The 23,114-nt window shown below is 72.5% G+C and carries 27 protein-coding genes; 15 read left to right on the top strand and 12 right to left on the bottom strand.

The features are described 5' to 3' along the window. Nucleotides 1–108: 108 nt before the first annotated feature. The 4 genes from ACFV61_RS16810 to ACFV61_RS16825 all read right to left on the bottom strand — a co-directional run bounded on the left by ACFV61_RS16810 (nt 109) and on the right by ACFV61_RS16825 (nt 1,965). The gene (locus ACFV61_RS16810; protein WP_380492333.1) at nt 109–513 is read right to left on the bottom strand and encodes a hypothetical protein; all 405 of its coding nucleotides are present in this window, start codon (nt 511–513) and stop codon (nt 109–111) included. A 258-nt stretch (nt 514–771) separates the two neighbouring features. Then, nucleotides 772–948, bottom strand: coding sequence for a DUF397 domain-containing protein (locus tag ACFV61_RS16815; protein WP_380335108.1), 177 nt, complete (start codon nt 946–948; stop codon nt 772–774). Nucleotides 949–956: 8 nt separating this feature from the next. Next, nucleotides 957–1,202, bottom strand: coding sequence for a Scr1 family TA system antitoxin-like transcriptional regulator (locus ACFV61_RS16820; RefSeq protein ID WP_380492335.1), 246 nt, complete (start codon nt 1,200–1,202; stop codon nt 957–959). Further along, nucleotides 1,096–1,965, bottom strand: coding sequence for a Scr1 family TA system antitoxin-like transcriptional regulator (locus tag ACFV61_RS16825; protein ID WP_380492357.1), 870 nt, complete (start codon nt 1,963–1,965; stop codon nt 1,096–1,098). The genes ACFV61_RS16820 and ACFV61_RS16825 overlap by 107 nt, the downstream gene beginning before the upstream one ends. 20 nt (nt 1,966–1,985) lie before the next feature. On the opposite strand from ACFV61_RS16825, the gene ACFV61_RS16830 reads away from it, so the two are divergent. The 6 genes from ACFV61_RS16830 (at nt 1,986) to ACFV61_RS16855 (ending at nt 7,362) form a co-directional block, all read left to right on the top strand. After that, on the top strand, nt 1,986–2,360 hold the full coding sequence (locus ACFV61_RS16830; protein WP_380335102.1) for an ATP-binding protein: 375 nt from the start codon (nt 1,986–1,988) through the stop codon (nt 2,358–2,360). Then, the gene (locus ACFV61_RS16835) at nt 2,357–2,614 is read left to right on the top strand and encodes a hypothetical protein (protein WP_371518753.1); all 258 of its coding nucleotides are present in this window, start codon (nt 2,357–2,359) and stop codon (nt 2,612–2,614) included. Before ACFV61_RS16830 ends, ACFV61_RS16835 begins: the two co-directional genes overlap by 4 nt. A gap of 178 nt (nt 2,615–2,792) precedes the next feature. Beyond that, nucleotides 2,793–3,641 (top strand): helix-turn-helix domain-containing protein, encoded by an 849-nt coding sequence (locus ACFV61_RS16840; protein WP_380335099.1) that lies wholly within the window; start codon nt 2,793–2,795, stop codon nt 3,639–3,641. A 254-nt stretch (nt 3,642–3,895) separates the two neighbouring features. Then, nucleotides 3,896–5,026 (top strand): methyltransferase domain-containing protein, encoded by a 1,131-nt coding sequence (locus tag ACFV61_RS16845; RefSeq protein WP_380492338.1) that lies wholly within the window; start codon nt 3,896–3,898, stop codon nt 5,024–5,026. Between the two features lie 177 nt (nt 5,027–5,203). Then, nucleotides 5,204–6,397: a PQQ-binding-like beta-propeller repeat protein gene (locus tag ACFV61_RS16850; protein WP_380335094.1), complete on the top strand. Its 1,194-nt coding sequence runs from the start codon at nt 5,204–5,206 to the stop codon at nt 6,395–6,397. 137 nt (nt 6,398–6,534) lie between these two features. Beyond that, nucleotides 6,535–7,362 carry a putative adhesin gene (locus tag ACFV61_RS16855; RefSeq protein WP_380335092.1) on the top strand — a complete coding sequence of 276 codons (828 nt, stop codon included), beginning with the start codon at nt 6,535–6,537 and terminating at the stop codon, nt 7,360–7,362. Between the two features lie 114 nt (nt 7,363–7,476). On the opposite strand, the gene ACFV61_RS16860 is transcribed toward ACFV61_RS16855, so the two are convergent. After that, nucleotides 7,477–8,466 (bottom strand): zinc-binding alcohol dehydrogenase family protein, encoded by a 990-nt coding sequence (locus ACFV61_RS16860; protein ID WP_380492341.1) that lies wholly within the window; start codon nt 8,464–8,466, stop codon nt 7,477–7,479. A gap of 175 nt (nt 8,467–8,641) precedes the next feature. Here ACFV61_RS16860 and ACFV61_RS16865 point away from each other — a divergent pair, with 175 nt between their 5' ends. Next, nucleotides 8,642–9,037, top strand: coding sequence for an ArsR/SmtB family transcription factor (locus ACFV61_RS16865; protein WP_380492343.1), 396 nt, complete (start codon nt 8,642–8,644; stop codon nt 9,035–9,037). Between the two features lie 31 nt (nt 9,038–9,068). Here ACFV61_RS16865 and ACFV61_RS16870 read toward each other — a convergent pair whose 3' ends face one another. Then, on the bottom strand, nt 9,069–9,836 hold the full coding sequence (locus tag ACFV61_RS16870) for a CDP-alcohol phosphatidyltransferase family protein (protein WP_380335084.1): 768 nt from the start codon (nt 9,834–9,836) through the stop codon (nt 9,069–9,071). A 261-nt stretch (nt 9,837–10,097) separates the two neighbouring features. On the opposite strand from ACFV61_RS16870, the gene ACFV61_RS16875 reads away from it, so the two are divergent. Beyond that, nucleotides 10,098–10,673 carry an NUDIX hydrolase gene (locus ACFV61_RS16875; RefSeq protein WP_380492345.1) on the top strand — a complete coding sequence of 192 codons (576 nt, stop codon included), beginning with the start codon at nt 10,098–10,100 and terminating at the stop codon, nt 10,671–10,673. 29 nt (nt 10,674–10,702) lie between these two features. Next, nucleotides 10,703–11,389 carry an HAD family hydrolase gene (locus ACFV61_RS16880; protein ID WP_380335079.1) on the top strand — a complete coding sequence of 229 codons (687 nt, stop codon included), beginning with the start codon at nt 10,703–10,705 and terminating at the stop codon, nt 11,387–11,389. 69 nt (nt 11,390–11,458) lie between these two features. Here the strand turns inward: ACFV61_RS16880 and ACFV61_RS16885 are convergent, their stop codons facing one another. Then, entirely contained in the window at nt 11,459–12,154 is a 696-nt protein-coding gene (locus tag ACFV61_RS16885) for a YidC/Oxa1 family membrane protein insertase (RefSeq protein WP_380335076.1), read from the bottom strand. An 81-nt stretch (nt 12,155–12,235) separates the two neighbouring features. Beyond that, the gene (locus ACFV61_RS16890) at nt 12,236–12,529 is read right to left on the bottom strand and encodes a DUF6412 domain-containing protein (RefSeq protein ID WP_063349248.1); all 294 of its coding nucleotides are present in this window, start codon (nt 12,527–12,529) and stop codon (nt 12,236–12,238) included. A gap of 209 nt (nt 12,530–12,738) precedes the next feature. Between ACFV61_RS16890 and ACFV61_RS16895 the strand changes: the two genes are divergently transcribed. Both ACFV61_RS16895 and ACFV61_RS16900 read left to right on the top strand, forming a co-directional pair. Beyond that, nucleotides 12,739–13,023 (top strand): type II toxin-antitoxin system Phd/YefM family antitoxin, encoded by a 285-nt coding sequence (locus ACFV61_RS16895; RefSeq protein WP_063349249.1) that lies wholly within the window; start codon nt 12,739–12,741, stop codon nt 13,021–13,023. Beyond that, on the top strand, nt 13,016–13,438 hold the full coding sequence (locus tag ACFV61_RS16900; RefSeq protein ID WP_380335072.1) for a type II toxin-antitoxin system VapC family toxin: 423 nt from the start codon (nt 13,016–13,018) through the stop codon (nt 13,436–13,438). The genes ACFV61_RS16895 and ACFV61_RS16900 overlap by 8 nt, the downstream gene beginning before the upstream one ends. 100 nt (nt 13,439–13,538) lie before the next feature. On the opposite strand, the gene ACFV61_RS16905 is transcribed toward ACFV61_RS16900, so the two are convergent. The 3 genes from ACFV61_RS16905 to ACFV61_RS16915 all read right to left on the bottom strand — a co-directional run bounded on the left by ACFV61_RS16905 (nt 13,539) and on the right by ACFV61_RS16915 (nt 16,239). Next, nucleotides 13,539–14,627, bottom strand: coding sequence for a Gfo/Idh/MocA family oxidoreductase (locus ACFV61_RS16905; protein ID WP_371518782.1), 1,089 nt, complete (start codon nt 14,625–14,627; stop codon nt 13,539–13,541). Between the two features lie 134 nt (nt 14,628–14,761). Continuing rightward, nucleotides 14,762–15,613: a hypothetical protein gene (locus ACFV61_RS16910; RefSeq protein WP_380492347.1), complete on the bottom strand. Its 852-nt coding sequence runs from the start codon at nt 15,611–15,613 to the stop codon at nt 14,762–14,764. Between the two features lie 191 nt (nt 15,614–15,804). After that, complete coding sequence (locus ACFV61_RS16915) at nt 15,805–16,239, bottom strand: hypothetical protein (protein WP_380492349.1); 435 nt, start codon at nt 16,237–16,239, stop codon at nt 15,805–15,807. 515 nt (nt 16,240–16,754) lie between these two features. Here ACFV61_RS16915 and ACFV61_RS16920 point away from each other — a divergent pair. From ACFV61_RS16920 to ACFV61_RS16935, 4 genes are all read left to right on the top strand, one after another. Continuing rightward, complete coding sequence (locus tag ACFV61_RS16920) at nt 16,755–17,534, top strand: HAD-IIA family hydrolase (protein ID WP_063349252.1); 780 nt, start codon at nt 16,755–16,757, stop codon at nt 17,532–17,534. 83 nt (nt 17,535–17,617) lie between these two features. Beyond that, nucleotides 17,618–18,895 carry a low temperature requirement protein A gene (locus tag ACFV61_RS16925; RefSeq protein WP_380492351.1) on the top strand — a complete coding sequence of 426 codons (1,278 nt, stop codon included), beginning with the start codon at nt 17,618–17,620 and terminating at the stop codon, nt 18,893–18,895. Nucleotides 18,896–18,973: 78 nt separating this feature from the next. Then, nucleotides 18,974–19,702, top strand: a complete 729-nt coding sequence (locus tag ACFV61_RS16930) for a uracil-DNA glycosylase (protein WP_244293451.1) — start codon at nt 18,974–18,976, stop codon at nt 19,700–19,702. A 196-nt stretch (nt 19,703–19,898) separates the two neighbouring features. Continuing rightward, entirely contained in the window at nt 19,899–20,996 is a 1,098-nt protein-coding gene (locus ACFV61_RS16935) for a glycoside hydrolase family 6 protein (RefSeq protein ID WP_380492353.1), read from the top strand. Nucleotides 20,997–21,101: 105 nt separating this feature from the next. On the opposite strand, the gene ACFV61_RS16940 is transcribed toward ACFV61_RS16935, so the two are convergent. Next, nucleotides 21,102–22,961 carry a galactose oxidase-like domain-containing protein gene (locus ACFV61_RS16940; protein WP_380492359.1) on the bottom strand — a complete coding sequence of 620 codons (1,860 nt, stop codon included), beginning with the start codon at nt 22,959–22,961 and terminating at the stop codon, nt 21,102–21,104. Nucleotides 22,962–23,114: the final 153 nt, after the last annotated feature.

Consider the following 23,114-nt stretch of genomic DNA (forward strand, 5'->3'; position numbering starts at 1 on the left):
GCCGCCCGCGCCGCGCCCGCCGCGCGCCCGCGGCGGCGCGGGCTGGGGGGGGGGGCCGGGCGGGCCGGGCGGGGCGGCGGCGCCCCCCCCCCCCCCCCCCGGGCGGGGTTACCAGGTGTCGATGCCCATCTTCTTGGCCGCGTCGTGGACGGCCTTGTAGTGGGCGTGCGACATGCCGGACTGCTTGTCCTTCTCGGGCAGGTTCTTGTCCGCCGCGCGGAACTCGTCGCGGGCCTCGGCGAGCAGGCTCGTGCCGTAGGAGACGGGGACGTCCTTGACGCCGTGGGACGGGTGGGTCTTCTCGGCCGTCTTGCTGCCCGCCTTGATCAGGATGTCGCGGGCCTTGTTGAAGTCGTCGGCCTTGACCGTCTTCGGGTTGCTGAGCTGGGCCTGAACCCGGGCCGTCGGCTGGGCCGGCGCGGTGCCTGCGGCCATGGCGGGGGCGGCAGCGGCGGCGCCGAGGGCGCCGACGGCGGCGACTGCCACGAGGGCGTTCCGGAGGGTCCTGTTCATGGATATCGATCCCTTCGCAATGTCTAAACATCAGCGCTCGCACCGGACTTGGAGTCCGTGGGAGTGCGAACTCCTCGGCACTACCCCGGCCCTCCTCGGCGGCAAACCGATGGTCGTACGGGGGTGGTTGGGGAGCGGTGGGATCAGGCCGTCTTGTGAATATGGGGTTATCGGACTGCTGGGTTAGCAGGGGCGGAAGGGGCTCAAGGGGACGGCCAGGGCGGGCCGTTCGACGAACGGCCCGCCCTGCGTGGTGGATCAGACGTCGAACTCGCCGGCGCGGATGGCGGAGACGAGGTCGCGCCATTCGGTGGGGGTGAGTTGGGCGATGGCGTCGGGGAGCAGACTGCTGCGGACGTAGACGGCGTCGGAGGTGATGGCGACCTCTGGGCAGTTATTGCCGTCGCCACAGGCACTGGGCTTTCGCCATTCCACGGGATCCCTCACAGGCTGTTCATGATGCTGGAGATCACGTCACGGGAGGCCGATGGATCGAGCGCGCGATCACGCATCGCCCCGATGATGTTCCGGTAGTTCTCCAGCTGGTTCATCTCGGTCAGGAACGCTGGCGATCCTACGGAGTCAAGCTGGACCGTATCGAGGCGGGGTACCGGCCCGCTTGCATACAGCACGGCGTGGCCCGCACCCTTGAATCCGCCGGCCCTGAACTCCAATACGCGCAGTGTCACGTTGGGGGCCTCCGAGAGCACGAGCAACTGCTTCAGCTGCTCTCTGGCGACAGCCGTTCCCCCCGAACTCCATGCGCAGCGCGGCCTCGTGCACGATTGCTTCGTATTCCAGTGGATCGCTGCGTGTCAGGAGCTCTGCTCGCCGCATCCGGTTCTCGACTCGCGCTTCGATGTTCAGTGGCCGCAGCGGAGGATAGACCTCTCGGAAGATCGCGCGAGCTGTCTCCTCGGTCTGCATGAGCCCGGGCGCATGGCAGATCTGATACGTCACCAACGCGCTGGAATAGTGTTCAACTTCGGAGATCTCAAGAATCCCTGGTGGGACGAGCCCTCTGTGCTCCTCCCACCACCCCTTGGTGCGGTCGGCGGCCATCTCGGCGACGGCGTCGACGTACGCAGAGTCGGCCTCCTCGTACTCGGCGGCGAGCGCAAGCACCCGTTCAGCGCTGACCGGGTAGGCGCCTTGTTCGATCAGCGTGACCTTGCTCCGGTCCAGCCCGAGAACGGCGGCAGCGTCTCCAGCTGTGCGTCCGGCGGCCTCTCGCATCTTTCGCAGCTCGATGCCGACGCGCTTGCGGCGTGCGGTTGGGGTAGGTGGCATCTTCCCAGCATCCATCGTCGGTGTGTGGCGAGTCCAGCGAGCAGATAGGCATATCTTCCTGGCCTCGCTAGCAAATTTGCTATCGCATGCCCTACAGTCTGTGATGCACCGCTCACCGAGCGGATTGTCGGTAGTGCCGCTCGGGCATTGAAGAGCACCCATCTCCGTCACTGGGAGACATCGTGCGTAACCTCAACTCCCCCTCCCTCACCCTCGCTCGCGACACCCTCCGCGACGGCATGGCCCGCGTCGGCTGGCCCTCCTCCTCCATCGCGGACGCCGAGCTCGCCCTCGTCGAACTGATCGTCAATGCCTGGCGTCACGGCGAGACGACCTCCCCCGTCGTCCTCATCCACTTCCTCTCCGACCCCCTCTCCAACACCCTCCGCGTCACCGTCGCGGACCGCTCCTCCGCCCTCCCCGAGCAGCGAACGCCGTGCCCGCTCGCCGAGTCCGGCCGGGGCCTCCAGCTGGTCGCCGGCCTCACCCACCGCTGGGGCGTCGACCCCCTGAAGCTGGGCAAAATCGTTTGGTTCGAGTTGGACGGTGTCGCGTGATCGCCCACCACCCCATCCACCCGGCCGATCCGGCGCTGCGCCACCTCACGGCCCGCCAGATCACCGGACTCATCGTCGAACTCCGGACCGAGGGTCGCGAGTTCGGGCTCCTCTGGCCCTCCGCCCAGGCCGGCGAGACCAACCTCGACGGCCGCGCCCTCGTCTCCCTCGGCAACATCCCGGCGAGCACCCTCATCAACCTCCTCGCCCTCCTCCGCGAGTACAAGCGTGAGCGGGACCGCCGCCGATGCTAGGCCTCCTGACCTTCAACCTCCTGGCCTCCCTCCTCGGCGCCCTCTGCGAAACCCGAGCCCGTCACCTCCACGACTGCACGGTCACCCCCGCAGTGCTTGCCGAGCGCCAAGCCTGCGATGCCGCACGGCACTTCGCGGTTCCGACGTGCGAGTTCGGTCGACAGGTAGCCTCCGGGTGGTGAGTACCGATTTTCAGCAGGCCCGGCTGTCTCTCGGTGTGCGGCTACGGGAGTTGCGCACCGAGGCGGGCGTGAACGGCCGCGACCTCGCCGGACGACTGGGCTGGCCGGCGTCGAAGATTTCGAAGCTGGAGAACGGCAAGCAGACGGCCACTCCCGCGGATCTTCACGCGTGGGCCGAAGCATTGGGGCGTCCGGAGGCCGCCGCCGAGTTGAAAGGCAGGCTGCAAGGCCTGGAGTCCCGCTATCGGGGATGGAAGCGGGTGCTGGCCGGCGGGTACCGGGTGCGCGAGGAAGCCGGAGTCAGGCACGGCCGGGAGACGGCGGTGACCACCGGCTACGAACCTGCCATCATCCCGGACATTTTCCAGATCGCGGAATACGCCCGCCACGTCCTGACTCACGCAACCGATCTGGATGACGGGCCGCGTGACATCGAGGAAGGAGTATGTGCCCGGCTGAAGCGCCAGGAGTCCCTCTACCAGCGAGGGAAGCGCTTCCGCTTCATCATGTCCGAGGCCGCACTGTACGTGCAGATCTGTCCGCCCGACGTCCTGGCCGCTCAACTCGACCGACTGGGCGGCCTGCTGGGGCTCGACACGGTTGAGGTGGGGATCGTTCCGCTCGGGGCTCCGGTGACAGTCATTCCCAAGCACGGTTTCTGGATCTACGACGACAGGCTCACGATCGTCGAGACGTGGAACGCCGAGCTGTGGCTCGATGAACCCGTCGACATCGCGCTGTACCGGAAGGTCTGGGGCAAGCTGCACGATGCTGCGGTGTACGGCCCCGCGGCACACCGGCTGATCGCCCGTGCGCGCTCGACGCTGGCACTGGCAGCCACCTGAGAAACCTGCGGAAGCCTCGCCGCGCACAGGAGAAATACGGAGAAATGCCGCTCACGCCAGCAAGGTTGGGCCTCTACCGTGCTGGACAGGACCTTGCCGGCACCCGAATGACCGGCACCGATCGAGAGGAGCCGGAATGGGCGAGCACGGAGACGGCAAGGGTGGCGAGGACGGGGACAAGAAGCAGTCCCCGAAGGAGTCCGACGGTCAGTGGACCAAGCCCGTGACGCCGCCGAAGAAGTGAGCGCTAACTGATGGACGACTACGCACAGTTGCTGACCCGAATGGAATCAGCGGGGGCACTGGGCGAGGGGTGGCGGGGCGCGTTCGAGCGTGCCCCGCGCTCTTCCTTCGTCCCGGACTCCGTCTGGGCCCCGGACGGCGACAGGCCGACCGGCTACGGCCTGATCACCCGGACCGACCACCCGGACGCCTGGTGGGCCCTGGTGAACGCCGACGAGGTGGTGGTCACCCAGATCGATGACGGCCTGGATACCGGGCCGGGCATCGCCACCTCCTCGGCCTCCATGCCGTCCCTCGTCGCGCGGATGCTCCGGCACCTGGACGTGGTCGACGGGAACACCGTGCTCGACATCGGCACCGGCACCGGATGGACGAGCGCGCTCCTCTCCGCCAGGCTCGGCGACGCCCACGTGACCACCGTGGAGGTGGATCGAGCGGTCGCCGCCGCAGCGGCCCGACGACTCACCGCAGCAGGCTTCCACCCCAGTTGCTCGACCGGCGACGGCCTCGAAGGCCAGCCCCTCCGGGCGCCTTACGATCGCGTCCATTCCACGGCGGCGGTTCGCCGACTGCCGCGTGCCTGGCTCGAACAGACCCGCCCCGGCGGCGTGATCGTCACCCCCTGGGGCACGCCCTACGCCAACGCCGGACTCCTGCGCCTGGTGGTCGGCGGTCCGGGGGAGCCCTCCCACGGCAGGTTCGTGGACAACGTCAGCTTCATGTGGGTCCGCAGCCAGCGCCCCCACCCGGTGACCGAACCGACCGACCGGCCGATCCACCGGGGCTCGTCGCCGATCGACCCGGAGCTGGCGCTGGAGAACGTGGACGTGGCGTTCGCCATCGGCCTCCGGGTGCCCGGCGTTCGGTATCACCACACCTGGGACGACACGGACCCCGGCGGCACCTACCGCATGCAGCTCTCCGACGGCGTCGGCTCCTGGGCGTCCGTCCGCCACCACGACTGGGGCGCCGCCGACGCCGTCCAGCAGGCCGGGCCCCGCCGCCTGTGGGACGAGATCGTCCGCGCCCGCCGGGGATGGCTGGCCGACGGCGAACCGGACCTCACCCGCTTCGGCGTGACGATGACGCCGACCGGTGAACAGCACGTGTGGCTCGAGGAGCCCGGAACGTTGATGGGATGACCGGGCGGGTAAGCTTCACGCGACTGACCTGAGTCCCCGCGCAGGAAGTCGGCCGGTCCGACTTCCTGCGCACAGCCTTCAGAATCCCGGCCGCATCCTGGCCGCCCTTCTCGGCGCCTTTTGTGAAGCTCGCCCGCGCGGTGGAACCGGCGGCGGGCGCAGACGGTCACCTTCGGTGTGACCTCGAACGAATCGCAGACCGATCCCGTCCGCCCCCACGTCAGCCGCAGGCGCATGCTGCTGGGCGTCGCCGGTGTGGCGGGGGCCGCCGTCACCGTCGGGGGCATCGGCTGGTGGGCGCGGCGGGACGCCGACACCGGCCACCGCGTCTGGAGCAGGACCGGTACCGGCAGCCGGGTCGCCCTGTCGGCCACCCCGCAGCCCGACCTCTACGTCGCGGACTTCGACGGCACGGTCAGCGCCCTCGACCTGCGGACCGGCACCCCGCGCTGGAGCGCCAAGGTCACCTCGCACAATCCCGCCGACAGCAACTTCGGCTGGCCGATCGCCGCAGGCGACGGACTGGTCTGCGTGACCACCGACTCCCACGTCCACGCCCTGGACGCCGCGTCCGGAGCCGTCCGATGGGCCGTGCCCGCGCCGGGGGGCTACCTGTCCGGATGGACGGACGGCCCCACCGTCAGCGGGGACGTGTTCGTGACCTGCGACGGCCGCGTCCACTCCTACGACGCGGCGACCGGCGAGGCCCGGTGGGCCGGCCCGCTGGAGGCCGCCTGCGGGCCGGCGATCGCGGGCGGCACCGTGTACCTCGCCGCCCCCGCAGGCGGGATCTCCGCCCTCGACGCGAAGACTTGTGAGCGGCGCTGGGAGCAGCCCGCCGTCGGCAAGCTCGTCGACCGGCCCGTGGTCCACGAGGGCGTCCTCTACCTGTCCACTTCCGCTGCCTCCGCCCCGACCGGCGCCACTTCGACCGCCTCTGCCTCGACCGGTGCCGCCTCGACCGTCTCCGCCCTGGACGCGGCGACCGGCCGGGTGCTCTGGCAGCGTGACGATCTCGGCCACCCCGGTGTCCGGCCCGCCCCGGTCGCCGACGGGACGCTCTGCCTCCTCGACAACGACCGGGTCGTCGCCGTGGAGGCGAGTACGGGCCGCAGCCGGTGGACCTCCTCGGTGCCGGACGGCCTGGGCCGGGGCATGAGCACCATGGCCGTCGCCGACGGCCGGGTCTACGTGGCGCTGAACGACGGTCGGCTGCACACCCTCGACCTGGCCACCGGCCGGCTTCAATGGCAGGACGATCCGGCCAAGTTCGGCACCGAGTACACCGGGCTCTCGCTGACGGCCTTCGGCGGCGTCGCCTACCGCGGCAGCCGGGCAGGCCTCTACGCGGCGGGCATACCCGCGGCCTGACCACCGCGCGAGGTCTCGGCGCGGCAGGGCACCGCGCGGTGCGCCTTCAGGCAGCGGGCACTGCCCGTACGGACCTGGCGCCCGGGCCGACGCCACCGATATCCAGGAGAGTGAGCTTTCGAGTCGAGAGGGGGACGATGCACGCCCACGACAGGACCAAGGGTGCCGCCGGCAAGGCCCGCACGCCGGCCCGCACTTCGGAGCCGGCGACCAGGAACCCGAACCGGGCGCAGGCCGCCGCCCAGTCGCTGCTCGGCCTCCAGAGCAGCCACGGCAACGCGGCCGTCGTGCAGATGCTCCGCGCGACCGGGATCCAGCGCGCGGCCGACCAGAACCGGCCCATGATCAATCACCAGAACCCGGACGACGACTGGGAGGCCGACAACACCGCGCCCGCGCGTACGGACGGTCTCGTGCTCAGCGGTCACGGCGCCTGGGAGGCCGCGAACGGCACCTTCCGGGTGCCCGCGGGGACGAGGGTGCACTTCTACACGCAGCACGGGATGGTCCTCCCCGACGACCTGGGCGGGCAGGTGGAGAACGGCGCCAACCGGGGCGGCAGCGTGGAACAGGGGCAGGACCGTGGCGCCACGCGCACCGTGGTGGGCGGGCGGAGCCTGCAGAACTACACCATCTCCTACCCCAGCGGCCTCACCATCCGGGGAAACCCGGCGATCGCCAGCCCGGTGGGCGGCGGGTACGACGTCGAACTCGACCCGGGGACGCCAGCCGCCGCCGTCATCAACGTCGCCACGCTGACCGACCCCCAACTCGCGGGCCGCTCGATCGTCTTCGACGGCGACGTGCTGCTGAGCGACATCCTGCGGCCCGGCATGGGCGACGTGCACTTCGCCGCCTGTCGCTTTGTCGAGACCAACAGGCCCGGGACGCGCAACCAGGGCCGTCCTCAGGGCTACAACGGCCCCGGCGACCCCGGCGAGGCCGGCGGCCTCTACAACCCCTGACCCGCCCGGCCTCCAACGCTCCGGGCTCCGCGCTTCAGGCTCCGCGCTCCGCGCTCTGCGCAGGAAGTCGGCCCACCCGACTTCCTGCGCAAGGGGCGCCGCCCGGGGCAGGGCTCAACCGGCCACGCGCACCACGTACTTGCCGGTGGCCCGACCCTCCGCCATGGCATCGTGCGCGGCGGGGACGGCGGTCAGGCCGGGGACTTCGGTGACCGGCAGCGTGAGGTCACCGGCGGCGAGCAGGTCGAGGACCGTGCGGATGGCTCGGGCCAGCCGCTCGGGGGCGGTGGCGGCCAGGGCGCGGTGGCTGAAGCCGGTGACGGTGAGGTTCCCGGCCATCAGGCGGCCGAGCGGCGGGAGGTCGGCGACGGCGCCGCCGCCCGCGTTGCCGAAGAGGACGATCCGGCCGTTGGGCGCGGTGAGTTCGAGGTCGAGCTCCAGGGCCTCGGTGCCCAGCGGGTCCAGCACGAGGTCGACGCCCCGGCCGCCGGTCGCGGCCCGGACGGCCTCCGGCAGCGCCTCGTCGCGGGCGAAGGCGTGGTCGTAGCCGGAGGCGACGGCGGCCGCCGCCTTCTCCGGGCGGCCCACCGTGCCGATCAGCCGACCGCCACCCCCGATCAGCGGGACCAGTTGGGCGACGGCGTGGCCGATCCCGCCGCCGGCCGAGTGCACCAGGACGGTGTCCCCGGCGGTGAGCCGTCCGGCGTCGGTGAGCAGCAGCACGGCGGTGGCCAGGCCCAGCGGGGCGGCGGCGGCCTCGCGCAGCGCCAGCCCGTCCGGGATGGGCACGGTGAGCGCGGCCTCGGCGAGCACCACCTCGGCCAGGCCGCCGCCGACGGGCGCGGCCACCACCCGGTCGCCCACCGCCAGTCCGGTGACGCCCTCGCCGACCGCCCGGACGGTGCCGGCCACCTCCTTGCCCGGTCGGTAGGGCCAGGCGGTGACGTAGCCGGCGTCGCCCCGGCGGCCCATCACGTCGACGAAGTTCAGCCCGGCGTAGGCGACGTCGACCGCCACCTGGCCGGGGCCGGGGCTCGGGGCCTCGACCTCCCGGATCTCCGTGTGCTCGGCCCCACCGGGTGCGGTCATCACCAGTGCGCGCATGTCGGTCCCCCTCGACTACGATGTTCGACGAACGGCGAAATTGACGTGAGGCAGTGGTACCACGCAGTTTCGATGATTGTCGAACATCGCAGATCAGGCGCAGATCAGATGTTGATCAGAAGTGGATCAGACGCGGATCAGACGCAGGTCAAACGCAGATCAGAGAGGTCGGATCATGCCCCGCAGCACCCGGCGCCGGCCGGCGCTCACCCACCCCGCGACCGGGGAGATCGACCTGCTCGACGTCCTGCACGCGCTCTCCGACCCCACCCGGATGACCATCGTGCGCATCCTGCGCGCCGAACCCGAGCGGGCCTGCGGCACCTTCCCGGTGGACGTCGCCCCCTCCACCCTCAGCCACCACTTCAAGGTGCTGCGCGAGTCCGGCCTGATCCACCAGCGCGAGGAGGCCAACCGCAAGTTCTCCGCCCTGCGCGCCGTCGACCTGGAACAGCGCTTCCCCGGCCTCCTCGACACCATCCTCGCCGCCCACGCGCGGGCCGAAGCCGACGTACAGGCCGAGCCCCACGCGCAGGCCGAGACCTGCGCGCGGGCCGAAACCCGCGCGTAGGCAGCCGCCCGCGCGCAGCGGCGCGGCCCGCTCAGCGCAGGCGCGAGGAGGACAGGATCGACGCCAGGTGCGCCACCACCATGCCCCAGGTGATCACCGCGATCCCCGCGACCGCCGCCCGCGTCGCGTCCAGGTTGCCGAGCGCCGCGTCCACCGCGGCCGCCGCGAGCAGCACCAGGGAGGCCTCGATGCCGTTCGTCACCCGGTGGATCTTGAACACCGAGGCGAGCCGGCGCGCGGTCGCGATGCCCTGCGAGCGCGGCTGGGTGGACTCCTCGTCCGCCGGGGCCTGCCCGCTGCGGGCCCGGGCCACGTCCACCAGGTCCGTCGAGGCCTTGAGCAGTACCACGCCCAGCGCGGCCGCCAGGCCCACCGACACCCACAGCTCCGACCCGCCCCGGGCCGCCCGCACGCCCGCGCCGATCATCAGCGCCGCGTCCGCCAGATAGGCGCCGAGCCGGTCCACGTAGACCCCGGCCATGCTGAACTGGCGCTTCCAGCGCGCCACTTCGCCGTCGACGCAGTCGAAGAGCAGGAACAGCTGGAACAGCACCGCCGCCAGCACGGCGCCGGTCAGACCGGGGATCAGCAGGGCCGCCCCGCCGCCGACCCCGCAGACCACCATCACCCAGGTGAGGGTGTTCGGCGACACCGAGGTGCGCACCAACTGCCGGGTCGTGCGCAGCGAGATGCGGCGCATGTACAGCCGTCCCGCCCAGTGCTCACCGTTGCGGCTCTGCAGCTTGGCCTGCGGCTGGCACACCTCGCGCAAGTCCGCGAGCGCCGGAGCAGCCACCATGACGACATCCCTCCACCTGTCCCGAAACGATCACCACAGGCTACGGCCTCCCGGGCGCCGCCCCGACCGGCCCTTCGTGGCCGTCCGGAGAGGGGGGAGCCGGCTGCCGGGCGGCCCCGGGAGGAAAACCGGTGGGCCGCCGGAGGGCCCCGGGGCTAGGCTTCGCGGGTTCGCCGGAACCGGAAGCCCCGGCCCCGATCACCCGCCCCCGCAAGCCGGTTGACGTTGACGTGGTCCGGAGCGCAACGAGGAGTGCTGATCATGGTGACCACAGGCGGCGCGGCGCACAGCCCGGGCCTGACCGAACTGCTGGCCGGCCACCGGCCGCAGGGCCCGACGGAGACCGCCGACCACGAGCGCGTCCGCCACCTCACCGGGGCCGCCGACGCCTGGGACCGCGGGACGCCGCTGCACTTCACCGCCTCCGCGCTGATCGTCCACCCGCCGACCCGGCGCGTCCTCCTGCGCTGGCACGTCCGCCAGCAGGCCTGGCTCCAGGTCGGCGGCCACGGCGACCCGGGGGAGACCCGGCCACTGGACATCGCGCTGCGCGAAGGCCTGGAGGAGACCGGGCTCACCGACCTCACCCCGTGGCCCGACGCCGCCCTCGTCCACCTCGCCGTCGTGCCCGTCCCGGCCTCGCCCGTCGAACCGGCCCACGAACACGCCGACCTGCGCTTCCTGCTGGCCACCGGCACCCCGGAGCGGGCGCGGCCGGAGAACCCCGCCGCCCCGCTGGAGTGGCTGACCATCGCCGAGGCCCGGCAGCGGACCACCGAGGAGAACCTCCGCGAGACGCTCGACCGGGCCGCCCGCCTGCTCGACGCCCCCGCCTGACCTTCCGAACCCCGCTGGAGCACACCCGGATGCACACCGACCAGACCCTCATCTTCGACGCCGACGACACGCTCTGGGAGAACAACGTCCTCTTCGAGCGCGTCATCGACGGCTTCCTGGACTGGGTCGCCACCCCGGCCGACCGCGACCGCGCCAGGGCCGTCCTCGACGAGATCGAAGCCGCCAACTCCGCCGCCCTCGGCTACGGCGCCGCCGTGTTCCGGCAGAGCCTCGCCGACTGCCTGCGGCGGCTGAACGGCGACCGCACCCCCACCCCGGCCGAAGAAGCCCGGATCGACGGCCTCCTCACTCCGCTCAGCAGCCGCGAGATCGAGCTGATCCCCGGCGTCGCCGACACCCTCGCCGACCTCGCCGGACGCCACCACCTGCTGCTGCTCACCAAGGGCGACCTCGACGAGCAGCAGCGCAAGGTGACGGCCTCCACGATCGACCACCACTTCCGGGGCGTCCACATCGTGGCCGAGAAGTCGGCGGACACCTACCGGCGGCTCGGCGCCGAGCTCGGCCTCGACCCCGACCGGACCTGGATGATCGGCAACTCGCCCAAGTCCGACATCGCCCCGGCCCGCCGGGCCGGCCTGCGCACGGTCTTCATCCCGCACCAGCACACCTGGGTCCTGGAACACCAGGACCTCGGCCCCGACGAGGCGACCCTGCAACTGGCGGCCTTCCCCGAACTGCTGCGGCACTTCTGACGCAGGCCGGCGGGGTCGGCGGCCTCGGCGAGATCGGCGGGTTCGGCGGCGGTGTTCACAACGCGAGGCTCACAGCGCGAGCGCCGCCGCCGTCGGCGCCGGTGCGCCACCCCGGTGCAGCCAGGCCCGCTCCGCGGCCGTCCACGTGCTCGTCGTCACCAGGTGGAGCGCCGCGGCCACCGGCACCAGCATCGCGAACAGCACCGACCCGAAGGACAGGTAAGGCAGCAGCCCCGCCCCCGGCTGAGGGGTCGGCTGCGCGGCCGCCGCCCGCCTGGCCCGGCGGAAGTTGACGTACCCGACCGCCGCCAGCCCGGCGTACAGCAGGCCGAACACCGCCAACTGCCCGGCGCCGTGCGCGCTCCCGACGTGCAGGCCGAGCGGCACGCCGAACAGGGTGTGGTCCAGCAGGCCGTTCGGGGTGGTGAACAGGCGGTACATCACCGAGAAGAACGGAACCTGCACCAGCATCGGCAGGCACCCCGCGAACGGCGAAGCCCGCTCCTCCCGGTACAACTCGGCGAGCGCCTCCCGCAGCTTCTCCGGGCGGTCCTTGAACCTCCGGTTCACCTCGGCGACCTTCGGCGCCAGCCGCGCCCGCGACTTCTCCCCCCGCGCCGCCGCGCGCGCGAAGGGATGCAACGCCAGCCGGACGGCGACGGTGAACAGGACGATCGCCAGCGCGGTCGGCAGTACCTGGGCCAGCGCGGCGACGGCGGCATGGGCGACGGCGACGGCCGGGTCGAGAACAGCGAGAACGGACATGGTGGAGCGAGCCCTCCGGGGGTCTCGGAAAACGAGTGGTCGACGGAGGACGGCCGCGTGGAACGGCGGAAGACGACGAAGCTACGCGGCCGCCGGGGCCGCACCCGGCGCCCTCGGGCGTCGCCTGCCCCGGGCATCGGGATCGCGCTGCGGGAGGAAGGCCGTACGGAACGCGCGCCGCCGCAGCACCCCGCTGCGCACCGCCGTGGGCGCCCGCGCGCCCAGCAGCCGTGCCCCCGCCAGCGTGCCCGCGACCGCACCGGCCAGCAGCGCCACGGCGGCGACCGCCGCCACCGACGCGACCGTCCCGCCCTCGGTCACCAGCTCCCCGGTCAGCACCCGGAGCAGCCCGAGGAGCATCGCGACGACGGTCATGCGCTGCTCCTCCTTCGACGTGACGGACTTGGGGCCCCACGGACTCGGGGCCGGACTTCAGACGTTCAGGACGATCGCCGAGCCCGCCGAGTTCCCGCCCGGCGCGGAATTCCCGTGGCGCACCCGTGGCGCACCCGTCGCGCCGAGGTGCTTTCGTGGGGCGGTGCAGGGGCGTAGCCGAGGGTGCTACGCGGGGCTACCGTGGAGGGATGAAGACGATTACCCAGCGGGAGTTCCGGAACAACTCCGCCGCGGTGATGGATGCGGTGGAGGCCGGGGAGACTTTCCACATCACCAGGAACGGGGTCGAGGTCGCGGAGCTGCGACCGGTGTCCGGGCGGCGGCGGCTCACGGCGGAGGAGCTGGTGGCGCGGCACGTGAAGCTGCCGCGGGTGGACTACCAGCAGATGCGCAAGGAGGCCGAGGAGTACTTCGGCCCGGAGGAACTGGTGGGTGACGAGGGCGACGACCCGTTCGAGCGGCGGCGTGGCTGAGCGCAGGCGGGCAGCCCGGCGGCGGCCGGCCGGGGTGCTCGACACCTGTGTCTACATCGATCTGGCCCTGCTCTCCCCGGCGAACCTGCCGGCCGTGCCGGAGCTGACCGCGATCACCTTCGCGGAGCTGCAACAGGGTGTGTCGATGGCCCGCGACGCGGTCAGCCGGGCGGCCCGGCTGGAGGTGCTGGGCGCGGCGATGGCCGACTTCGACCCGCTGCCCTTCGACGCGGCGGCGGCCTCCCGCTACGGCACGCTGGTGACCCTCACCATCGCGGCCGGCCGGCAGCCGCGTCCGCGTCGGATCGACCTGATGATCGCGGCCGTGGCCTCGGCCCACGGCCTGCCGCTGTACACGCGCAACGTCGCGGACTTCCGGGGCCTGGGCTCGGCGGTGGAGGTCATCGGGGTGTGACGGGGCCGCCGCTCTTCGCGCTGGTGGCCTGCCGCCCCTTCGGCCGATCATCTAAGCAGCTTAGAAGTGGAATTGAGGGGGCGGCAGGCCCGGCAGCCGCTCAGCCCAGGCGGACCGTGGTGCCCGTGGCGGCGGAGGCCCGGGCGGCCTCCAGGACGGCCAGGGTGGCCACCGCGTCGCGCGGGTCGACCGGGGGCGGGGTGCCCGGGGAGGCCAGGGCGGCGGCGATGCCCGCGTAGAAGGCGGGGTAGTCGCCCGGTTCGGTGGGCAGCGCGATCGAGGACTCGTCGGTGCCGAGGGTGCCGTACTGCGAGGGCTGGTCGGCACCCCACGGGCGGGCGCCGTCCGGTCGGTGCCCGGCCCGCAGCTCCGCCTCCTGCGGGTCCATGCCGGGCTTGACGTACCCGGCGGCGTCGCCGAGCACCCGCAGCCGGGGGCCGATCAGCGGGGTGATGGCGCTGGTCCACAGGTGCGAGCGGGTGCCGGAGGCGTGGGTGAGGGCGAGGAAGGCGTCGTCGTCGACGACCGCGCCGTCCCGGCGCACGTCGACCTCCGCGTACACCGTCTCCACCGGGCCGAACAGCGTCAGCGCCTGGTCCACCAGGTGGCTGCCCAGGTCGTACAGCGTGCCGCCGACCTCCGCCGGGTCGGCGAGCTCGCGCCAGCCGGGCTTGGGCTTCGGGCGGAACCGCTCGAAACGGGACTCGAAGCGGTGCACCCGGCCGAGCGCGCCGCCCCGGACCAGCCGGGCGGCGGTCAGGAAGTCGCCGTCCCAGCGCCGGTTCTGGAACACGGAGAGCAGGGTGCCCCGGGCCTCGGCGAGCTGGCACAGCTCCAGCGCCTCGGCGGCGGTGCCGGCCAGCGGTTTGTCGACGACGGTGGCCAGCCCGGCGCGCAGGGCGGCGCGGGCGAGCGGGGCGTGGGTGCGGTTGGGCGAGGCGACGACGACGAGGTCGAGCGCGTCCGGGTCGGCGAGCAGTTGCTCGGGGGTGTCGACGGCGCGGGCGCCGGGGTGCTCGCGGCGCAGCTGCTCGCGGCGCTCGGGGTTGGCGGTGACCACGGCGTCCAACCGCAGTCCCGGCGTGGTGGCGATGAGCGGGGCGTGGAAGGCGGAGCCGGCCAGGCCGTAGCCGATCAGGCCGACGCGGAACGGGCGGTCCGGGGAGGACGAGGGGGTCGAGGCGCTCATGCGCCCACTCAATCACGAGGCGCCCGGTTGCTCCCGGTTTCGCAGTGGCGGAGCCGGGAGGCGGGGCGGACGTCGGTTCGCGTCCTCGCTCGTCGGACGGCATGGGGGCAAGGCGCCTCAGGGCAGTTGACGGATCAGCCGACGCAGCCGGGTACCGAGGGGGAGCTGCCGACGCAGTTGTCGGGGGTGTTTCCACTGACCGGTGTCGTGGTGAGTGTCATGGTGCCGTTCTGCCGGTAGATTCCGCCGGCCGTCATGACGGCCTGGTTGGCGCTGATCTGGGTGCTGGTCAGCGTGGTGGAGGTGGAGTCGATGGCGGCGATGCCGCCGCCCTGGGATCCGGAGCTGTTGCCCGCGTCGATGAAACTGCTGGTGGTGGTGAGCGACCCGCGCAGGCCGTTGTAGATCCCGCCGCCCTGGCCGGTGGCGCTGTTCCTGGCCACGGTGCTGTTCGTGAAGGTCGCCACCGCCCCCTTCTGGGGGGCGCCGACGTCCTCGTTGGCCAGGCCGCCGCCCCTGCCCTGGGCGGTGTTGCCGGTCAGGGCGCTGGCCGTGAGGGTCACCGCGCCGTAGTTGAGGATGCCGCCGCCGTCGGTGACGGCGGAGCCGTTGCTGAGGGTGACGTTGCCCTTGAGGGTGAGGCTGGCGCCCGCGGCCACCTTGACGATGCGGAAGCCGGCCGTACCGGCCGTCGTCGAGCGCGTGATGGTGTCGTTGTTACCGGTCAGGGTGATGGCGGTGGTGATGATCGGCAGCGCGTTCGCGCCGTCGGTGTCGCTGCTGTGCGACGAGGTGATGGTGTAGACGCAGCCGGTCGCGAGGACGACGTTGCCCCCGCCGGCGCTGTTGGCGGCGTTGATCGCCGCGACCAGCGCCGTCTCGTTGCAGGCCACGGCCGCCTGTGCGGAGGTGGGGGCCAGCGCGGCCAGCACGGCGGTCAGGACGACGGAACTGGCGAGGACCGGGATGGTGCGGATGCGTCGCATGATGTTCCCTTCGGGTTGATGGAGACCCCCGTGTTCGTGGTGCCGTGCCCGCTGCGGCAGCGGCTGCGGCGGCTGCTGCGGGCACGGGCACGGGCACGGCTCGCGAGAGCGGGCCGGGCCAAGCCGGGCCAGGCCGTGGAGGCTTCGCGCCACGGCCTGACCCGGCGGCCGAGCGATGCCGCGCGTCCGTCTCAGGCGGTGGGGGTCACCGCAACGGCGCAGGCCTTCACGGCGGCGGCGCTGGCGGTGGCAGCGGTGGCGGCCGCGGTGGCGGCAGCGGCGGAGGAGGTGACCGCGGCGGCCTCGGCGGCGCTGGCGCTGGTGGCGGCTGCGGCCTCGGCGGCGGCGTTGGGTGGCACGGCTTGGGTCGCCGCGATGAAGGTCTTGAGGGCGGCGGCGGCCGACGCGGCGTCGGCCTGCGCCGCGGCTGCCGCGGTGGAGGCGTTGGAGGCGGCGACCGACGAGGAGACGGTGGCGACCGCGCAGGCCACGGCGTCCCTGCGGGTCTGACCGGTCGATGCTGAACTCGGTGTGTTCGTCGAGGTGTTGGCCACGGCCGCAGCCGTGCCTCCGGCCAGCAAGGTGCCGACGGCAAGAGCTGCGACGGCTATGCGATGGATCTTCATGGGGCCCTGTTCTGGGAAGGATGGGCTCACGCGCCCGGCAGCACAGCCGAACACGGATGCCACGGTGACGAGAGCCGAACCGGCTCTCACCAGAACAAGAACACCGAGCGGCCCGCCTGTCCCTTCGATCATCGCGCCGACGTGCCGAAAGCCGGACCGGAACTGTCCGACTTCCTGTGCGACTTCGCTGGTCAGGAGCGCACGGGAAGATCCGGTACGAACCGCCCGGTGGTCCCCTCATCGGCGTAGCGCGTTTGCGCGGACGAACCCGCCCACCGGCCGACTGCCTCCATTCGCACCGCGGCCGTGCCCGGGCGGAAGTGGTGCACGCGGATGCGTTGCCGCAGGCGTGCCGTGGTCGTTCCCGTCCGGGGCCGCCCCGGTCGGCCCGAGGAGGCAGGCTCTAGGCTGGTCCGTGTTGGGGCAGCCAGTGGCGCCCGGCCGGCCGAGGGTGTCCGGTCCGGAGCGATGTGCGAAATCGTTCAGAACCGTTGCAAGACCAAGGAGACACCTACGTGGCAGACCGCAAGCCCATCGAGTCCTGGCTGACCGACATGGACGGCGTCCTCATCCACGAGGGCACGCCCATTCCTGGCGCGAAGGAGTTCCTGCGCAGGCTGCGGGAGTCCGGCAAGCCGTTCCTGGTCCTCACCAACAACTCCATCTACACCCCGCGCGACCTCAGCGCCCGCCTGGCCGGGATGGGCCTGGAGGTGCCGGAGGAGTGCATCTGGACCTCCGCCCTGGCCACCGCCAAGTTCCTCAAGGGCCAGCGCCCGGGCGGCACCGCCTACGTGATCGGCGAGGCGGGGCTCACCACCGCGCTGTACCAGGCCGGTTACGTGCTGACCGACAACAACCCGGACTACGTCGTCCTCGGCGAGACCCGCACCTACAGCTTCGAGGCGCTCACCAAGGCGATCCGCCTGATCAACCAGGGCGCCCGGTTCATCTGCACCAACCCCGACGAGACCGGCCCGTCCCCCGAGGGCGTGCTGCCGGCCACCGGCTCGGTCGCGGCCCTGATCACCAAGGCGACCGGCGTCGAGCCGTACTTCGTCGGCAAGCCCAACCCGCTGATGATGCGCGAGGCGCTGAACACCGCCGGGGCCCACTCCGAGACCGCCGTCATGATCGGCGACCGGATGGACACCGACATCGTCGCGGGCATGGAGGCCGGCATGGAGACCATCCTGGTGCTCACCGGCCTGACCGCCGCCGCCGACGTCGAGCGCTTCCCGTACCGGCCGACCCGGGTGGTCAAGTCGATCGCGGACCTGGTCGAGCTGGTCTAGCCTCTGCGGTGCTGTCGTGGGCCCCGTTCCGGTCGGTCGCCGGGGCGGGGCCCGTTTCGTACCTGTGGGGAGGCAACGGCGCAATGAGTGCGACGGGGGATGCGGGGCTGCCGGAGGCACGGCGGGATGCCGGGGGTGTCGGGGGCGTCGGCGGGGAGGTCGACGAGAAGCGGGTCACCTGGGCCGAGCTCTACTTCGACCTGGTCTTCGTCTTCGCGATCACCCAGGTCTCCGGGCTGCTGCACCACCACCACGACGCCACCGGGCTGGTCCGGGCGCTGGTGGTGTTCGTGCCGGTGTACTGGTGCTGGGTGGGCACCACCGTGCAGGCCAACATCAGGGACGTGGACAACCTGCGGGACCGCCTCGGCATCCTGGCGGTCGGGCTGGCCGGCCTGTTCATGGCGCTCGCCGTCCCGGGCGCGTACGGCGGGCGGGGCGTGCTGCTCGGCGCCGCGTACTGGCTGGCCCGGCTGGTGCTGCTGCTCCTGCTGATCCGCCTGCCGGGCGTCTGGCGCGGCCCGTACGGCGCCGGCGTGCTGGTCAGCGGGCCGCTGCTGGTCGTGGGCGGGCTGTTGCCGGACGGGCCGCGGCTGGCCCTGTGGGCGGCGGCAGCGCTCTGCGACCTGGCCGCGCCGCTGGTGTTCCGGCGGCGGCTGGCGGCGGTGGCGTACCACCCCTCGCACATGCCGGAGCGGTTCGCGCTGTTCCTGCTGGTGGCGCTCGGCGAGTCGATCGTCGGCATCGGCGGGACGGCGGCCGGCGCCCGGCTGGACGTGGCCGAACTCGCCGCCGTGGCCGCGGCGTTCACCATCTCGGCGGGGCTGTGGTGGCAGTACTTCGTGTACGCGGCGGACGCCATGCGGTACGCCGTCGAGGTCGCCGACTCCCGGCGGGACGTCGTCCGGCGGATCTTCCAATACGGGCACCTGGCGCTGGCCGCCGGGGTGATCGGGGTGGCGGTCGGTTTCGGGGAGACCGTCGCGGACCCGTGGCAGGCGCTCGGCCCGGGGTCGGTGGCGCTGCTGTACGGCGGGTGCGGGCTGTACCTGCTGACCTTCGGATACACCCGCTGGATGATGTTCCGCAAGGTGGCGACGACCCGGCTTGGTGCGGCGGCGGTGGTGCTGGGGCTGGCGCCGGCGGTGGTGCGGCTGCCGGCGCTGGCGGTGCTGGTGGCACTGGCGGTGCTGCTGGTGGCGCTCAACGTGGTGGAGCACGTCCGGGTGGTGCGGGCGGCCGGTTCGGACCCCGCGCCGGTGGCTCCCTCGGGGTCGGCGCTGCCTGTAGTTCCCGCTGGGGCCCCGCTGCCTGGTGGGTCCGCGCTGCCTTCTGCGCCTTCTGCGGCTTCGGCGGAGTGAGTTGTCGGTGGGGCTGTGTAGCGTTCGGGGTGAAAGAGGGCGTGCGGCACAACAGCCGCGGTGTGGGAGGTAGATGTCGTGACGGACACGGTCGAGGCGGGCGTGGTGGAGGCCGGCGAGGGCGGCGGGCTGGAGCTGCCCGAGTCCTGGCGCCCGGTGCTGGGCGCCGAGACGGAGAAGCCGTACTTCGCCGAGCTGGCGGCCTTCGTGGCGGCCGAGCGTGCGCAGCACCAGGTGTTCCCGCCGAGCGGCCAGGAGTTCGCCGCGCTGGAGGCCACGCCGTACGAGAAGGTCCGGGTGCTGGTCCTCGGGCAGGACCCGTACCACGACGACGGCCAGGCCCACGGCATGAGCTTCTCGGTGCTGCCCGGCACCAGGACGCCGCCCTCGCTGCGCAACATCTTCAAGGAGCTGGACGCCGACCTCGGCATCCCCGCCCCGGACAACGGCTACCTGATGCACTGGGCCGAACAGGGCGTCCTGCTGCTCAACGCGGTGCTCACGGTGCGCGCGCACGAGGCCAACTCGCACAAGGCGAAGGGCTGGGAGAAGTTCACCGACGCCGTGATCAAGGCGGTGAGCGAGCGCGAGGAGCCGGTGGTCTTCGTGCTGTGGGGCAACTACGCGAAGAAGAAGCTGCCGCTGATCGACACGTCCAAGCACGTGGTCGTGCAGGGGGCGCACCCGTCGCCGCTGTCGGCCAAGCTGTTCTTCGGCAGCCGCCCGTTCTCGCAGATCGACACGGCGCTGGACGGCTTCGGCGGCGAGCCGATCGACTGGCAGGTGCCCAACCTGAAGCAGGGCTGAGCACCTGGGGCTGAGCGCCCGGGAGTTGGGTGAGGGGCGGTCCGGGCGGGCGGGGTCGCCCGTCCGCCCGCTCACGGCCACCCGGCGTTCACCGCCCGTCGCGGGCGGGCGGTGGCCGGTGTGCTTAGCTGGTGCCGACCGGTCGCCGGACCGGCTCTGGGGGGAGGGGCGGTACGTGCGCCGGGTGGGACGGGTAGTGGCAATCCGACGGGCCGTGGGGGCGGCCCTGGTCGTGCTGTTGGCGGGGGCCGCGGGCTGTAGCGGTTCGACCGCCGGATCGGCCAAGGGATCACCCGGCGGCCCGGGCGGCGGCGCATCGGCCGGTGCCGCGGCCGGCGGGAACGCCGCCGTACCCACAGCCGCGCCCACCGCCTCCGCCGCGAACCCGGGCACCGGCCCCGCGGGCCTCGCCCAGCTCCCCGGCCAGGCCTTCTACGTCTCCGACCAGACCAACGCCGCCCGGCAGGTGACCGCCCTGCGCGGCCAGGGCCGGCCGGCGGAGGCCGACACGCTGCTGCGGATCGCCGCCCAGCCCTCCTCGCAGTGGCTCGGCGAGCAGGGCGCCAAGGAGATCGCCGAACAGGTCAGCCGCCGGGCCGCCGAGGCGGACCGGACGGCGGTCTTCGTCGCCTACAACATCCCGCACCGCGACTGCGGCCTGTACTCGGCCGGCGGCGCCGCCGACGCCGCCTCCTACCGGGCCTGGATCAGCGGTGTCGCGGAGGCCCTCGGCGACCGCAAGGCCTGGGTGGTGCTGGAGCCGGACGCCGTCGCGCACACCCTGGACAGCTGCGGGATCAAGGGCGACCTGGCCGCCGAGCGGTACGGCCTGCTGGCCTTCGCCGTGCAGGAGCTGAAGAAGCGTCCGCAGGTGCGGGTCTACCTGGACGCGGGCAACCCCGGCTGGTCGCAGGACCCGGCCGAACTGTCCACCGCGCTGCGCAAGTCGGGGATCGCGGCGGCGGACGGCTTCGCGGTGAACGTCGCCAACTTCTACGACACCGGCCGCAACACGGCCTACGGCGGCCAGCTCTCCGCCGCCCTGGGCGGGAAGCACTTCGTCATCGACACCAGCCGCAACGGCAACGGCCCGCTGGGCGGCGACGCCTGGTGCAACCCGCCCGGCCGCGCGCTCGGTGAGCGGCCGACCGCCGACACCGGCCGGGCCGGGGTCGACGCCTACCTGTGGATCAAGAATCCGGGGGAGTCGGACGGCGAGTGCGGGCGCGGCGAGCCCCGGGCGGGCGAGTTCTGGCTGCCGTACGCGCTCGGCCTGGCGCAGGCCGCCCGCTGAGGGGGCTGATCCGCACCAGTGTCGGTCTGCACCAGTGCGGGTCCGCGCCAGTGCGGGTCTGCACCAGTCCGGGTCCGTACCAGGCCGTGACGCACCCGGTGTCGCTCAGCCGGTCACCTGGATCCAGCGCGCGACCGACGGAGTACCGGCGGCGTCGGTCAGGAACAGCATGTACCAGCCGGGCGGCAGCAGATTGGGGTTGGCGGGGAGCGTGAGCGAGACCCCGTCGGCCGTGCGACCGCTGATGTCCAGGGCCACCGACCGCTGTTCGACGTCGGTCACGTGGGTGACCGAACTCGGCCGGATCAGCTTGGCGGTGGCGACCGCGTCCGGCCGGACGGTGCCGATCCGCACGGTGGTGCCGAGCTTCGCGGCCTCCGGCGCGGCGGCCACCTGTGGGCGGTCGCCGTGGAACAGGTACGGCGGGGTGTAGATCTCGATGCGCTGCTCGAAGCCGCCCGGCGTGGTCTCGGCCTTGTCCGCGAACAGCGGGTTGGAACCGAGCACGGCCACCCGGCCGTCCGGCAGCAGCAGTGCCTCGGAGTGGTAGTTGCGGCCGACGGCGGGCTCGGCGGCGGTGCTGAAGCTGTTGGTGTCCGGGTGGTACACCTGCGCCTTGAGCAGGTCGCTGGCGCCCCGGCCCCGGTAGCCGCTGGAGCCGCCGGTGGTGAACACGGTGTCGTCCGGGAGGATCACGCTGTTCAGGTAGCGGGTGCCGCCGGCCGGCAGGTCCGGGCCCGGGGTGAAGGCGGGCTTGGCGGCGGAGAGGTCGACGATGTCGGTGCGGGCGGTGGACAGCGGCGACTCGCCGACGCCCCCGCCGCCGAGCACCATCACCTTCTGGGCCTGCGCGGGCGGCAGCAGCACCGAGGACGAGGTCTCGGTGAGGGCCGGGTCGCGCAGGCCGGGGACGGGCTGGAAGCCGTTGTTCGACAGGTCCCACACCCCGGGGTCGCGGCCCTTGTCGGCCGGGCCGTAGCCGCCGTTGGAGCCCGAGTAGAAGAGCTTGCCGGAGGCGGTCAGGAAGATCGACGGGTAGGTCGGGAAGTAGCGGTCCGGGCCCTTGGACCAGGTCTTGTTCTTCGGGTCGTAGATCTCGTTGTCGTTGCCGTTGAGGATCTCCCCGGTGTCGTCCAGGCCCGAGACGGTGACCACCCGTCCGTCCCCCAGTCCGGTGAGCGTCGGGTACCAGCGGGCGTACGCCATGTCGGTGACCTGCTCGTACAGCTCGGTGTCCGGGTTGAACTCGAACGCGGAGCGGATGCCCTGGTACTCCTGCTTGTCCAGGGTCAGCTTGGTGCTCTGTCCGTACAGGTTGCGGGCGTCGACCCCGGCCAGGCCCTTGATCCGGTACTGGGCGGGGGAGTCGGTGACGTAGTCGGCGCCCTCGCCGACCGCCTCGACGAACACGTGCTGCTCGCCGGCGGTGACGACGGTCTGCTTGCCGGTGCCCGTCTTCACCGCGGCCGGGACGGTCACCGGCACGGTGGAGGCGTACTCGCGTCCGTTCGGGCCGACGAAGACGGTGCCCTTGGGGAACGTCCTGGCGCGCTCGGGGCTCTCGTTGCGCACCCGCATGACGCCGGCCGCCCTCTTCACCACGCCCGCCAGCTTCTCGTACCGCTGGGTGCCGCCGGCCACCAGGACGCGGCCGTCCGGCAGCGAGGCGTGGCCGCCGCAGAACATGTCGGCCGGGGTGGGTATCAGCTTGTAGGTGTTCGCGGCCGGGTCCCAGAGCAGGCTGCGGAAGCTGCCCGCGTCGAAGCGCTTCTCGTCGTTGCCGGAGCCGGCCACGATGAGGACCTTGCCGGTGCGCAGCAGCGTGGCGTGGACGGCGTTGACCCGGAACTCGGCGGGGAGCGTGAGGGTCTGCCAGTGGCCGTACTCCGCCTTGTAGTCGGGGCGGTTGATCACGTACTGGTGGTACTGCTGGCCGGCGAAGCCGAGGACGGCGGGCGCGTTCATCCCGGCGACGGTCAGCGCGACGGTGCTGCCGAGGGCGAAGCGCTTGGTCCGGCCGGTATTGTGGATCTTCACGGTGGTTGGTCCCCTCGTGAGGTTCGGGAGCTCGTGAGGTTCGGGGTGGCTGGCGGTTCGGGTGTGCTGGCGGGTCGGGCG

This window comes from Kitasatospora sp. NPDC059817 (genome assembly GCF_042731835.1).
Taxonomy (GTDB): Bacteria; Actinomycetota; Actinomycetes; order Streptomycetales; family Streptomycetaceae; genus Kitasatospora.

What these genes read in the sequence shown, in the direction of transcription:
- ACFV61_RS16810 (WP_380492333.1), bottom strand. Translation starts at nt 513, where the DNA reads ATGAACAGGACCCTCCGGAACGCCCTCGTGGCAGTCGCCGCCGTCGGC.
- ACFV61_RS16825 (WP_380492357.1), bottom strand. Translation starts at nt 1,965, where the DNA reads ATGGGTGCTCTTCAATGCCCGAGCGGCACTACCGACAATCCGCTCGGT.
- ACFV61_RS16845 (WP_380492338.1), top strand. Translation starts at nt 3,896, where the DNA reads ATGGACGACTACGCACAGTTGCTGACCCGAATGGAATCAGCGGGGGCA.
- ACFV61_RS16855 (WP_380335092.1), top strand. Translation starts at nt 6,535, where the DNA reads ATGCACGCCCACGACAGGACCAAGGGTGCCGCCGGCAAGGCCCGCACG.
- ACFV61_RS16860 (WP_380492341.1), bottom strand. Translation starts at nt 8,466, where the DNA reads ATGCGCGCACTGGTGATGACCGCACCCGGTGGGGCCGAGCACACGGAG.
- ACFV61_RS16865 (WP_380492343.1), top strand. Translation starts at nt 8,642, where the DNA reads ATGCCCCGCAGCACCCGGCGCCGGCCGGCGCTCACCCACCCCGCGACC.
- ACFV61_RS16870 (WP_380335084.1), bottom strand. Translation starts at nt 9,836, where the DNA reads ATGGTGGCTGCTCCGGCGCTCGCGGACTTGCGCGAGGTGTGCCAGCCG.
- ACFV61_RS16875 (WP_380492345.1), top strand. Translation starts at nt 10,098, where the DNA reads ATGGTGACCACAGGCGGCGCGGCGCACAGCCCGGGCCTGACCGAACTG.
- ACFV61_RS16880 (WP_380335079.1), top strand. Translation starts at nt 10,703, where the DNA reads ATGCACACCGACCAGACCCTCATCTTCGACGCCGACGACACGCTCTGG.
- ACFV61_RS16885 (WP_380335076.1), bottom strand. Translation starts at nt 12,154, where the DNA reads ATGTCCGTTCTCGCTGTTCTCGACCCGGCCGTCGCCGTCGCCCATGCC.
- ACFV61_RS16890 (WP_063349248.1), bottom strand. Translation starts at nt 12,529, where the DNA reads ATGACCGTCGTCGCGATGCTCCTCGGGCTGCTCCGGGTGCTGACCGGG.
- ACFV61_RS16895 (WP_063349249.1), top strand. Translation starts at nt 12,739, where the DNA reads ATGAAGACGATTACCCAGCGGGAGTTCCGGAACAACTCCGCCGCGGTG.
- ACFV61_RS16905 (WP_371518782.1), bottom strand. Translation starts at nt 14,627, where the DNA reads ATGAGCGCCTCGACCCCCTCGTCCTCCCCGGACCGCCCGTTCCGCGTC.
- ACFV61_RS16910 (WP_380492347.1), bottom strand. Translation starts at nt 15,613, where the DNA reads ATGCGACGCATCCGCACCATCCCGGTCCTCGCCAGTTCCGTCGTCCTG.
- ACFV61_RS16915 (WP_380492349.1), bottom strand. Translation starts at nt 16,239, where the DNA reads ATGAAGATCCATCGCATAGCCGTCGCAGCTCTTGCCGTCGGCACCTTG.
- ACFV61_RS16925 (WP_380492351.1), top strand. Translation starts at nt 17,618, where the DNA reads ATGAGTGCGACGGGGGATGCGGGGCTGCCGGAGGCACGGCGGGATGCC.
- ACFV61_RS16940 (WP_380492359.1), bottom strand. Translation starts at nt 22,961, where the DNA reads ATGAACGCGCCCGCCGTCCTCGGCTTCGCCGGCCAGCAGTACCACCAG.